This window comes from Bacteroides sp. MSK.20.12 (assembly GCF_019052435.1).
In the GTDB taxonomy this organism is placed as follows: Bacteria; Bacteroidota; Bacteroidia; order Bacteroidales; family Bacteroidaceae; genus Bacteroides; species Bacteroides xylanisolvens.
Genome location: NZ_JAHQVH010000017.1, coordinates 57,430 through 70,221, shown reverse-complemented (window position 1 = coordinate 70,221; position 12,792 = coordinate 57,430). Strand labels below are relative to the sequence as shown.

Sequence of the window (12,792 nt, the reverse complement as noted above, 5' to 3'; positions counted from 1 at the left end):
TATAAAATTAAAATTTGAAAATTAATCTTTCATATCAATTGTTTTAGGTCGCAGACAAGTGACCAGAATAACCAGCATAGCCAGTACCAATATAGCAAGCAGTGCAAAATCACGTCCCAGGTGTCCGGCATCCATTGATTCGCCTAAAAGGCTAGTAATAGCAGCTCCGGCAAATACACCACACATATTCATAATACCATAAGCGGTTGCCCTGTAACGTGCAGATACAAACTGACAAAGAATAGGCATATTATTTGCATCAAACATACCAAAACCTATTCCGAATAACACCGCTCCCATGACCAATGCAAAAATAGAATGACCATATCCGATAAACAGCAGGGAAGGTATGATAAGCCCCAAACCCAACGCACCGGTATAAACTCTTCCACGTACATTTTTTAATACCCATCGATCCGAGATGTATCCACCTGCCAATACTCCGAAGAGTGAAGATAAGGCTATAGAAATGGTAGACATAGGACCTGCTACTGAAATATCAATAGACAAGCTATCAGAAAAAAGAGTTGGTAACCAATTCTTTGCCGCCCATCCCGGAGTACCCGGCACACAGAAATAAAATAAGATAACCCAGAAGAAGACATTAGAGAATAACATTCCCAAGCTCTTCAATACCGGAATCTTTTTCATCTTCTGATTCTCCGAGACATTTCCTCTCTCTTTATCACGTAGGAAAAATGCCAGAATAATACCATAACCTACACCTATAATGCCAAACCAATGAAACGTGGTATGCCAGGAATAGATTGCTGCAAAAGTAGCTCCGAACCCACCGATAGCCTGTCCTACATATAATCCCGTCATATGTATTCCCACAGCCAGCGAACGAGTTTTATCTTTGTGAAAATCGGCAATCAGAGACAAAGCAGCAGGTAAATACAGTGCTTCACTAACTCCCATAATCCCACGCAACCAATAGAGTTGATTGAAAGTGGTGGCATAGCCCATCAGATAAGTAACTCCCGACCATACACACAGACTACCTACAATCAACCATTTACGGTTCACACGGTCACCGATGATACCCGACAAAGGACTCATCAGTCCGTATACCCACAGGAAGACAGCCATCAAACGACCAAAATTGGCAGCCGATTCCAATTCCCGGACATCCTCCATCATCGGAATTCGCATAGTGGAAAGCATTTGCCTGTCCATATAATTCAGCAAAGCAACACCCCACAATAGTCCGACTACTACCCAGGGATATATATTTGAAGTTTTATTATTCATGCCTGTTTACTTTAAAATCTCCGTTAAATCGATTTTTATAAAAGCTAAATCCGACTGACTGCTCTCATATAATATGCCTATTGAATTTTCATCTATGGACGTAATGCAGGAATATCCGGCACTGCGATATTGGTCGAAAAGAATCCAATGTTCCTTCGGCCAGGTCATTCCATCATCAAAACTCACTTTCAAAGTCAGTTTATCCCTTTTCCCATAATCATTCGGATTTACAAAGAGAAGCATGCTTTTCTTTTTTCCTTCTTCTATATATTCATGTCGGTGCAGGCTTGCCATACAGGTAGGTTCCACCAGTGCCTTTCTTGAAGTAGGATGTTCCTTCCAACTCGCTCCCAAATCGGTAGTCGTACAAATTCTCCGACCGTTCACCTCTTTATGTCCTCTGTTCCGGTTGTCGCGCATGTTCAACATCAGGGCACCATCATTCAATTGTACGACACTACATTCCGTTACATCCTGATATGCAGAGTTGCTGGTCACCCACGTCTTTCCGTGATCTTTACTATACGTAATATTTGAGAAAGGAAGTCCCTTTTCATCACGTCCTTGTGTGGGAAATACCAACGTACCATCCTTCAACGTAATCCCTTGTCCCGGTGCCGGTGCAAACAGCCACCATTCAGGATGCTTCGTCTTTGCGGTTATATTATCCGGAAAACTCCAGCTAAGACCGTCATCCGTACTTTTCGCTATCATAAACTGGCAGGTTTCTTTTAGTCCTGTTCCGGGTTGGGAGCCTTTTCCTTTCCATTGGTGTGTCCAGACCGTGCTACTTTCATTCAATCCTTCTATCCACTTGCCATCTTTATCCAGCAGGCCATGCATCCACAATCCGGCTACATAAATGTCACCTGTATTTTTATCGACTAGAATACAAGCATCGCTCACTCCATTGTATTTCTGCGGCAAGCCGCCCCATTCTCCCATATCTAATACAGTCTGAACAGGTTGCCAGGTCAATCCCTGATCCGTACTCCGATGAAGAGCAATGTCTATATTTCCTTGCAAATCACGAGAGTAGTCATAACGGGCATCAAAAATGGCTAACAAAGTTCCTTGATTGCTGGTAGCCAATCCCGGAATACGTGACGAAACACACCCATCCTGTCCTTTCTGCCGTACCGCTACTCCTACCCGCAAAGGTTTACTTCCTTTTTCCGAGATTTTCAGATTGCCTTTAGTCGTTTTAATCCGGTTACAGTTAAGCTGAATACGATGATCCAATGAAACCGTATCTTTCAACGTCACGGCTACCCAAAAAGACAAAGAATCCTGATTTACCTGTACTTTATCAGTAAATGATATTTTACGTGTAGCGGGAAGCGCTTTATATAGCAAACGGGATGTATCTATCAGTCCATTTTCTTGTGTACCATATATAGCAACAGAAACAACATCTGCCACATCTGTACTCCCTAATAAATCTAAATCTATTTGCTGAATGGTGTAAGGTTGATTGTCTGCCCTGATTAGAGTAACCTTTAATACAGGACTTGCCGGTTTCTTCACCAACACAGGAATTACCGGTCGTTCCAGCACCCATTTTATTTCTTTACCCAAAGACGTGGCTGGCAATACCAATAATAAAATCATTGAAAATATGATTAATATTTCCCTTCTTACTTTCATAGTATTTTTATTTTAGGTAATTTTGAACGCATTTAACTAGATTTGAGGGGAATGACAGAAAGTAAAATAGCTAAACCCCAGCAATATACTTTTACTGTCATCTCCTCTTTTTATATCTAAAAATCGAAGAAATTTATTGCATCCAAATCACCTTTTAATTTGTCATACTCCTCAACTGAAAAAGGTTTAATCGGTAAACGACAACTGCCGCAATCAATACCTATTAATTTCATGATAGCTTTACCTCCACGTACGCCTCCACCATATTTAATGATAACTTCCACTGTACGTATAGATTTCATTTGCCAGGCACGTGCTGTTTCCACATCATTTTGCTTCATTGATTCAAAAATGGTATGGTAAACATTGGGGATATAATTATATGTACTTCCTACGCCTGCCACAGCTCCCATTGATAAACCTGCAATCAGAATCTCGTCAAAGCCATGCAGAACTTCAAACTTATGCTGCTCCAAATCGATGCAAGCCCCCATCTCCATCAGGTTATTATGAGTAAATTTAGTACCTACCAAGTTTGGTATTTTCTTCTTACCCTCTACCAAAAATCTATCTACCGGCAAATTAACCCCTGTGATCGACGGCATATTATAGTAATAGAAAGGCAGTCCACTGGCAGACCTACAAACCGGAGCAAAAAAATCGATCAACTCATCTACCGTTCCCGGCTTGAAAAAAGACGGAGCTATTGAAGCAATGGCATCGGCTCCTGCTTTTTCCGCATGACATGCCAGTTCCATAGCACTCCGCTGACAGTTTGAACCTACATGGGCAATCACTTTGAACCGCTTACCAGCCGAAGCAACCCATTTTTCAAGAATTAATTTACGTTCATCAATCGTCAGCGAAGAGAATTCACCAGTCGTACCGCACACAAACACCCCTTTAATAGGAGTTGATGCGATCCAATCAGCATATTTTTCAATAACAGATAAATTTACATCCCCATTTTCATCCATTGGGGTGAAGGTGGCCGCAACCATCCCTTCCAGTCTTTCATAATTGTTCATAATGCATTTAATTAGATTTGATATTTCATTTTATTTCTAGAAACTTCCTTTTAGAATAAATGGCGTCCGTATTCCCGGCTGTACCTCACCACTTACGATAAATACCTGATTCCCGGCAGAAACAACATTCGTAGTAACCGGAATGCGATAAGGACATTCGAGCGAATCTACCAGAGAATTCGTACTTGTACTGACTACTCGTAACTTGCGGCTGAATCCCGGATGCTCGGAAGATGTAGGAAGAATCTCTTCCACTCCCCCAAATAGCAGAATCTTATCCTCCCCGTATGGTATACCAGTCCCCGCCATTACAGGAAAAGAACCGATCATTTTACTCCATTTTCCAATGCCTGGCTCAAATACGTACCCCTCCGTATGTTCTACCATCGCCTCATCCGGAGCATAACTTCTTCCGCTGAAAAGATAAAATAGTTCCCCTTGAGCCACGCCTACTGCATAGGAAAGAGAAGGACCATTCCAATCCGGCATTTCTTGCCATCCTCTTTCTTTATGCATCAAATCGAGCATGTAAAAATGATGAGTCGACTGTTCATTTACCATAGTCTCTTGCCCCCCAGCAATATAAATACAGTTATCACCCATTGCTCCCGTTGCATTCGCCAACGGAACTGGCAAAGATGGATAACTGACAGAGTCTATCACAAATGAATCTTCTTCTTTCTTTATCAGGAAAACGTTATCACTACACTGCGTACGATCACACCCTCCAATACACAACAATCCTTCCGGCAGACTTATTGAAACTCCATAAGCAAGCGGGCGATCGAGAAAATCATCATAAACAGTCCATTTTCCCGTTTGTAAATCATAGCTATATAAAGTAGACCACCAAGTTTTCGTACCTCCTTCCCAAGGATACTTATCCGGGAAATTAGCTCCGCCCAGCACAAGCAAATTTCCTTCCACTATCCCGGAATATGCACCTGCTAATCCGACGTTCTCCGGCATGCCGGCGCATCCTGGAAGCAGCAATGAGTTCTCCCATTGTACCTCTATCCTCTTTTCATTTTTTCTCAAACAAGATGTATTCATAAACAATATTATTAAGGATAAACATAAAATGATGAAATGTAGTCTTTTCATATCCCTTCTACCTTTTCACTACTTTCTTTTTCTGCCATCAACTCCTGACTCCGATTGACCTTGAAAATCTTATAAACCTCAAAATGTCTTTCGATGGCATCCCGGTATCCTTTTTCATCCCCTTTTTTTATAAAATCCAGTAAATCAGCATGAGTAGCTATTTTACCACTTTTACTCATTTCTATATTTATAGGTTTCAAATAATCTTTGAATTTTTCTTTCACATAGACAAGTATAGGATGAATGATTTCCTGAAATTCGGATATTATTTTATTTCCAGTGATTTTATATAGTTTCGTATGAAAAGCCGATTCACTGATTAATGCGTATTCATTATTCTCAAAAACAATTCCCATTTTCACTATCTCGCTTAATTCTTCGATGTCTTTAGGAGTTATCTTACGGAAAATATCGCTTGATATTCCTATTTCAAGTGCAATTCTGAAATCCAACAGATCTAAAATAGTTTCTTCACTCAAAACACGAGGATCTATCACTCTTTTCATCCCTCCTAAAATAGAAGGTTCAGTCAGAACCATTCCTTTGCGAGGACGTGCATGAATCAGCCCCATCATTTTCAAACGACTCAATGCTTCTCTGACAACACTCCTTGCAACTCCTAATTCTGCAGCCAGATTATTCTCATTGGGAATTGAATCTCCACGCCTTAAGTCATTCTTTTTAAAGTAAGTAAGCAGACTGTCTTCCACCTGATCGATTAATGTTGTTTGATTAATTTCTATCTTCATATTATTAGAATTTTATGATTTGTATTATTTGTCTGACAAATAATACAAATGCAATATTAAGGGATTTTTTTTAGAATACAATAATATTAGTATAGAAAAACACTCACTTATGCTGAAAAACATAATTTTCGGCACAGGACAAGAAACGTTTACTTGTTCAACACATTAGAAGATTATTCCCAAACATTGCATCAATTACTTGTCCGCCTCACATAAAACAAATACCTTTACTGCATAATTTTCATTATCCCTTTACAACAAAACAATTATTTTCTTATAGGAAAACAAATAGTTTTTTATAACAGGACAATAGACACCCTATAACAGGACGAGCAAAATTATACTAAGCAGTTTCATAAAAGCTACAGTAAAAAACAATAAAGAATACAGAGAATATATTTAATTATCAGAATAATGGCATATTACGACTTTAAGAAGAAACCGGCTCTCACTACAAAAGAGGGAGAAAAGGATGTGTTGTACCCCAGCATTGTATTTAACGGCACTATCAACACCAAACAACTATTGAAACAACTCGTTGCCCGCACCGGATACAAGCCGGGAGTGGTAGAAGGTACACTGATGGAACTTGTAGACCTCGTGGGAGAATACATAGGACAAGGCTACCGGGTAGAAGTAGGTGAGTTCGGTTATTTTTCCGGAAAGATAAAATCCCGACTGGTGAAAGATAAAAAAGACCTGCGTTCACCTTCCATTCAATTCAACGGAGTGAATTTCCTTGCTTCCAAAACATTCAAGAAGAAAGCAACGGGTAAACTGGAACGGGCTCAAAAACTATTTTTCCAAGCTTCAAGCCAACTGGATGACGAAGAACTGAAAAGAAGACTACTTGAACACGTCAACCGATATGGATTCATCACACGCACCACATATACCGAACTGACCGGACGACTGAAAAATAAAGCATTAGAGGATTTAAAGCGGTTTGCCAAAGAAGGCATAATCTGTAAAGTGGGACGTGGGAATCAAATGCTTTTTGTGAAAAACCAAGAGGATAGTCAAACAGAGCAGAATATATAACATAAAAAAAGGCTATCTATCCCAGACAGCCAATCTTTGTTAACCTTAAATCTAATACTATGAAAAACACACTACAAAGATACGAGCTTTTCGGTTATCTCCAAATTTTCAGGTCAAAGCAGTGTATCTTATAACATGGTTTAATAGAAACAACCAATCCGTTAACATTTAACATAAATCAATTGGATATTAACGAATATCCGCTCAATGAAACCAAACTGTTTTCATTTCGTTATCTCACCATAAAACAAACCTTTCCTATACCTTAATTGTTCATTATATAAACGAATTTCACATGATATGAGCACCAAAGAACAATACTGGAAATATTCCCTCATCGTCATCATCCTATTTATGGGGATCATCATCTTCCGACAAATCACTCCATTCCTGGGAGGATTATTGGGAGCACTCACTATTTATATTCTTGTACGCGGACAGATGAGATATCTGGTAGAAAAACGAAAGCTAAAACGTAGCCTAAGTGCTTTACTGATTACCGCAGAAACTATTTTTGTCTTCCTTATTCCTTTGGGACTGACCGTCTGGATGGTAGTAAATAAACTACAAGATATCAATCTGGACCCACAAACGTATATCGCACCGATCCAACAAGTAGCCGAATTTATCAAAGAGAAAACAGGATATGATGTATTAGGAAAAGATACATTGACATTCATTGTCTCCATACTTCCCCGTATCGGACAAATCATAATGGAGAGTATCAGCAGTCTCGCCATCAACCTGTTCGTCATGATCTTTGTACTTTATTTCATGTTGATTGGAGGAAAAAAAATGGAAGCATACGTCAACGATATTCTGCCATTTAACGAGACCAATACTCAAGAAGTAATCCACGAAATCAATATGATTGTTCGTTCCAATGCCATCGGTATTCCCTTGCTGGCTATCATTCAGGGAGGAGTAGCCATGATCGGTTATCTCCTTTTCGGAGCACCCAACATATTGATGCTGGGATTTCTGACCTGCTTTGCAACCATTATTCCGATGGTAGGCACCGCACTGGTATGGTTTCCCGTAGCCGCTTATCTGGCTATAAGCGGAGACTGGTTCAACGCCATCGGGATTGCCGCATACGGAGCCATCGTCGTATCACAGTCAGATAACCTGATTCGGTTTATTCTTCAAAAGAAAATGGCAGATACTCATCCACTTATCACTATTTTCGGGGTAGTCATCGGTCTGCCGTTATTTGGGTTTATGGGAGTGATCTTCGGTCCGTTGTTGCTTGCGTTATTCTTCCTTTTTGTAGATATGTTTAAAAAAGAATATCTGGACTTACGAAATAACCTCCCGTCGAGATGACGGAACTACCGAAAAATTGTGTACTTTTGCCGTTGTAAAAACGACACTAAAATTTGATGGAAACATTTACATTCAATACTGTCGAACTGATTCTTTTATCAGCGGCAGGCATTCTTTTTATCATTCAGCTCATCTATTATTTTGGTCTGTACAATCGGATACATGCCCATAATAAGGCTGTACGCAAAGAAGAGGTACATTTTTCACGAGAACTGCCTCCACTTTCCGTAATTCTCTGCGCACGCAATGAGGCTGAAAACCTGCGTAAAATCCTGCCAGCCATTCTGGAACAGGATTATCCGCAATTCGAGGTGATTGTCATCAACGATGCTTCCACAGATGAAACCGAGGATATACTGGGAATGATGGAAGAAAAATATCCTCATCTTTACCATAGTTTTACCCCTGAAAGCGCACGTTATATCAGTCATAAAAAACTGGCCCTGACATTAGGCATCAAAGCCAGTAAACATGATTGGCTGGTATTTACAGAAACAAACTGTATGCCGGCAAGTAACCAGTGGTTAAAGTTAATGGCACGCAACTTTACTCCGCAGACTCAAATCGTATTGGGATATAGCGGCTATGACCGTACAAAAGGATGGTTGCACAAACGTACCGCATTTGATACCCTCTTCCAATCCTTGCGTTATCTGGGATTCGCTTTAGCCGGAAAACCATATATGGGTATCGGACGTAACTTAGCTTACCGGAAAGAGTTGTTTTTCCAACAGAAAGGATTCTCCAAATACCTGAACCTGCAACGTGGAGAGGATGACCTATTCATCAACCAGTTGGCAACTCCTTCAAATACCCGCGTCGAAACAGACATCAACGCCACCACACGGATAAATCCTGTGTACCGATACAAAGAATGGAAAGAGGAAAAAATAAGCTATATGGCGACCGCAAGATATTATCAGGGAATACAACGATACCTTTTGGGATTTGAGACTTTCTCCCGTCTGTTATTCTATGTTTCCTGTATAGCAGGCATCGCATCCGGCGTCCTCAATTCTCATTGGTTAGTCGCAGGCATCGCACTGTTAATCTGGTTACTACGCTTCATCATGCAAATTGTCGTTATTAACCAAACAGCCAAAGAAATGGGAGGAAACCGGAAATACTATTTCTCATTACCGCTATTCGACCTTCTCCAACCTATACAGTCGCTGAATTTCAAGATTTGCCGATTCTTTCGAGGAAAAGGAGATTTCATGAGAAGATGAATTCATGGAATCAACCGTTGCATATAAATAGCATTCGAACCATCATGATAATAGCATGGCTTTATTCCTGCCGGAATAAAGCCATTTTTCATATATAGCGCAATAGCGGCAGCGTTCGTCACCTTCACTTCCAAAGTAATTTTAGCAGCCTTACATTCGTTAGCTGTCCGAATCGTTTGGTCCATCAATGCCTGTCCCAATCCTTTCCCTCTGAAATCCGGATGGACAGCTATCGAATAGATCCTTAGATAACGAGTTCCACTATGGAATAATAAGGAGACATAAGCGATTACCCTATCCCCTTCCATCATTACATAGAAAGTTCCTTTCGAGCGGCTTATCAGATAAGCAAACTGTTCTTTCGAAAAGCTATCTTCCCGAAAACATTCCCATTCTATTTCCAAAATAGCAGGAATATCACTTTGCTGTGCTTTACGAACAAATAAACCCGTCTCCATCATCAATAATGTTTCGCCTCCAAGGCCTGCTCAAAATGATTCAGTAACCGGTAATACATTTCATCACCGATGATAGCATCCTCCAGCCCGTGATCGATACTCGGATTATCATTGATTTCAATAACATAGGCTTTATCATCTACCATTTTCAGGTCGACTCCATACAATCCCTTTCCGATCAGATTCGCAGCTTTAACGGCTGTATCCAACACTACCCGAGGCACCTGATAAATAGGAATCGTATCTACCAGTCCGCAACGACTTCTGCCCGAATCATAGTGGCAGTAAATTTGCCAATGTCCTTTTGCCATATAATATTTGCAGGCATACAGCGGTACCCCATTCAACAGGCCGACACGCCAGTCAAACTCCGTAGGAGTAAATGCCTGCGCCAGTAAGATAGCCGACTTCTCAAACAGCATCTTCAGACTTGCTTGCAGTTCTTCCTCATTCGAAACCTTTTTCATGCCAATAGAATAAGACCCATCCGGTATCTTCAGAATAAAAGGAGCCCCCACCTGTTCGCTGATTTGCTCAAACGAATGATCGTTTGACTGAAAAATCAGCGTTGACTTAGGAGCAGAAATTTTTTCCTTTTCAAAAAGTTCTTTCAGGTATACTTTGTTCGTACAACGGGTGATGGAAAGCGGATCGTCAATAACGGCCATTCCGTTTTGTGCAGCCAATTGCGACAAATGGAATGTATAATGATTCAATGATGTTGTAGTACGAATGAACAAGGCATCAAATTCGAGCAAACGGATGGCGTCATCTTCCGTAATCATTTCCACATGAATATTCATCTTCTTGGCAACTTCTGCCAATTTATGCAAGGCACCTTTGTTGCTGGGCGGAAATTTTTCCTGTGGATCAACCAATACAGCTAAACTATAACGGGAAGCTTTCGCCGACTTAGGCGCACGCCATATTTTCTTATTAAAGTTATCCAATGTGTTGGCAAAGAAATCCTGCTCTTCATCATTGAGCCGATTCAGAGGAAGAAATTGAATACTTTCGATCTGATTTCTGGGATGAGTATTCAAAGCCACCCTCAATAATGGGCAAGGGTAATTCTCAAAAATAAATCGTGCAATCCGCTCCAGACCTTTCTCTCTACATTTGCCAAAGTAAATGTTCAGATACCAAATGTCGTCTTTGACATTGTTCTTCTGTATCCACTGGTAACAGAGGGCTTGCAGACTACGATCCATCCGAACACCCGTCCCGGTCTCCAACTTGTTGATTATATCAACATCCGGAATGACTTTCTGTCCTCTCGTTTGGGCTAACAATGAACAGTAATACCCTTCAGAGTTATAACTGTAATCATCGCTAAGATTAATAACTAACTTCCGGTCTTTTTCTACCGGTTTGTTTTTCAGATAGTCGGAAACAGTCAGGACACTACTTGTCTCGTAATACGGCTTCCAGTCATCCAGATTATCCAACAGGATTAACACATTATTCATAATGGTTAAAAATTAAACCTACAAGAGGATATTAAGTAAATTGGGCGCAAATATAGACATATTATTCACTCCACATCACGCAACAGACTAAATTATTTATGCAGTAGAAAACGGGTAGATAAAAAGAGGATTATTCGTATCTCATGGAGCTTGCCGGATTGATCTTGGTAATCAAAAATGAAGGACCAATCAACATCAATACAGAAGCAAACAAAGTACCCAAATTAATCAAGATAAAAAGTAAAACATTAAAAGATACCGGGACAGTATCTACATAATAAGTCTCCGGATCAAGTTTGAAAAGTCCGAATTGAGATTGAAGAATACAGAATGCCAAACCAATGGCATTGCCCCAAAGCATGCCTTTGCCAATCAGAAAGACTGCAAACCAAAGAAAGGTTCTGCGAATCGTGAAATTATTGGCTCCTAATGCTTTTAAAATCCCAATCATATTGGTGCGTTCGATGATAATAATCAGTAAACCGGAAATCATGGTGAAGCCGGCAACTCCTATCATCAAAATCAGAATCACCCATACGTTCAAATCCAATAAATCAAGCCAGGCAAAGATTTGAGGATTCAGTTGTTCGATGTTACGCACATAATACACACCTCCCAGATCATCTTGCCTGTTGTCAATATCAGTTGCGATCTCATAGGTTATATCTTCCAGTTTATCATAATCTTTCACCTGTAATTCCACACCGGTCACCTGTTCCGGTTGCCAACCGTTCAAGCGATTCACCAGATTAAGATCCGTCAGTAAAAAGAGGTTGTCGTATTCGGAGAAGTTCGTCTGATAAATTCCGGCAATCGTCAGGCGACGAGCGCGAATATCATCCTGTATATAATAGGTATATATCTTATCTCCCAGTTTCAACTTCATTTTAGTTGCCAACGCTTTCGAGATAAGCACTTGATTGGTAGATACTGAATCACTGAAAACAGGAATCTCCCCTTCTACCAAATACTCTTTTATAAAATGGGGGTCGAACTCCGGACCTACCCCTTTTAACACCATTCCTTGAAAAGCGTCATCGGTCTTAATCATACCCGGTTTGGTAGAGAAACGCTGCACATGGCTTATCTCCGGATAATCAGCAAGAGCAGTCATCATACTGTCTCCTACCGCAATCGGATGAGTTTCGTAAGAACTGACGGCATCCAGATTAGTTATCTGAATATGTGACCCGAATCCTATGACTTTATTTCTCACCTCACTTTTAAACCCGATAACTACCGCTACCGCAATAATCATCACAGCCAAACCAATAGCAATACCCGCCATGGCAATGAGGACCGCAGGACGTGACACCTGCTTTCCGCCATCGCTTTCACGATAGATACGCCGAGCTATGAAAAGTGATAGAGACATTGGATTAAGTATTAAGTATAAAGTATTAAGTATTAGACATAAAGTATTAGACAATTATAAACACGAGCAAACACACAAGAAGCTACGGTTAATACTTAATACCTAATACTTA

The 12,792-nt window shown here is 40.4% G+C and carries 11 protein-coding genes; 3 read left to right on the top strand and 8 right to left on the bottom strand.

Annotated elements, in window-relative coordinates; all coding sequences use genetic code 11:
- Positions 1–21 precede the first annotated feature (21 nt).
- The 5 genes from KTR06_RS11040 to KTR06_RS11020 form a co-directional block, all read right to left on the bottom strand.
- Positions 22–1,254, bottom strand: a complete 1,233-nt coding sequence (locus tag KTR06_RS11040) for an MFS transporter (protein WP_008025676.1) — start codon at positions 1,252–1,254, stop codon at positions 22–24.
- A gap of 6 nt (positions 1,255–1,260) precedes the next feature.
- Entirely contained in the window at positions 1,261–2,901 is a 1,641-nt protein-coding gene (locus tag KTR06_RS11035; RefSeq protein WP_211146321.1) for a sialidase family protein, read from the bottom strand.
- A gap of 116 nt (positions 2,902–3,017) precedes the next feature.
- On the bottom strand, positions 3,018–3,929 hold the full coding sequence (locus tag KTR06_RS11030; RefSeq protein ID WP_212134841.1) for a dihydrodipicolinate synthase family protein: 912 nt from the start codon (positions 3,927–3,929) through the stop codon (positions 3,018–3,020).
- A gap of 36 nt (positions 3,930–3,965) precedes the next feature.
- Positions 3,966–4,982, bottom strand: a complete 1,017-nt coding sequence (locus KTR06_RS11025) for a hypothetical protein (protein WP_212134839.1) — start codon at positions 4,980–4,982, stop codon at positions 3,966–3,968.
- A 47-nt stretch (positions 4,983–5,029) separates the two neighbouring features.
- A complete protein-coding gene (locus KTR06_RS11020) occupies positions 5,030–5,782 on the bottom strand; it encodes a FadR/GntR family transcriptional regulator (RefSeq protein ID WP_004314826.1) in 753 nt (250 codons plus the stop codon).
- Positions 5,783–6,196: 414 nt separating this feature from the next.
- Here KTR06_RS11020 and KTR06_RS11015 point away from each other — a divergent pair, with 414 nt between their 5' ends.
- From KTR06_RS11015 to KTR06_RS11005, 3 genes are all read left to right on the top strand, one after another.
- Positions 6,197–6,823: a hypothetical protein gene (locus tag KTR06_RS11015; RefSeq protein WP_004314827.1), complete on the top strand. Its 627-nt coding sequence runs from the start codon at positions 6,197–6,199 to the stop codon at positions 6,821–6,823.
- Between the two features lie 300 nt (positions 6,824–7,123).
- A complete protein-coding gene (locus tag KTR06_RS11010; protein ID WP_009039911.1) occupies positions 7,124–8,149 on the top strand; it encodes an AI-2E family transporter in 1,026 nt (341 codons plus the stop codon).
- Between the two features lie 56 nt (positions 8,150–8,205).
- Positions 8,206–9,378 (top strand): glycosyltransferase, encoded by a 1,173-nt coding sequence (locus KTR06_RS11005; protein ID WP_004314830.1) that lies wholly within the window; start codon positions 8,206–8,208, stop codon positions 9,376–9,378.
- A 2-nt stretch (positions 9,379–9,380) separates the two neighbouring features.
- On the opposite strand, the gene rimI is transcribed toward KTR06_RS11005, so the two are convergent.
- The 3 genes from rimI to KTR06_RS10990 all read right to left on the bottom strand — a co-directional run bounded on the left by rimI (position 9,381) and on the right by KTR06_RS10990 (position 12,680).
- Positions 9,381–9,839 (bottom strand): ribosomal protein S18-alanine N-acetyltransferase, encoded by a 459-nt coding sequence (gene rimI, locus KTR06_RS11000; RefSeq protein ID WP_151936045.1) that lies wholly within the window; start codon positions 9,837–9,839, stop codon positions 9,381–9,383.
- On the bottom strand, positions 9,839–11,305 hold the full coding sequence (locus KTR06_RS10995) for a RimK family protein (protein WP_151936046.1): 1,467 nt from the start codon (positions 11,303–11,305) through the stop codon (positions 9,839–9,841). Before KTR06_RS10995 ends, rimI begins: the two co-directional genes overlap by 1 nt.
- Before the next feature lie 130 nt (positions 11,306–11,435).
- Positions 11,436–12,680, bottom strand: coding sequence for an ABC transporter permease (locus KTR06_RS10990; RefSeq protein ID WP_192918756.1), 1,245 nt, complete (start codon positions 12,678–12,680; stop codon positions 11,436–11,438).
- Positions 12,681–12,792 lie beyond the last annotated feature (112 nt).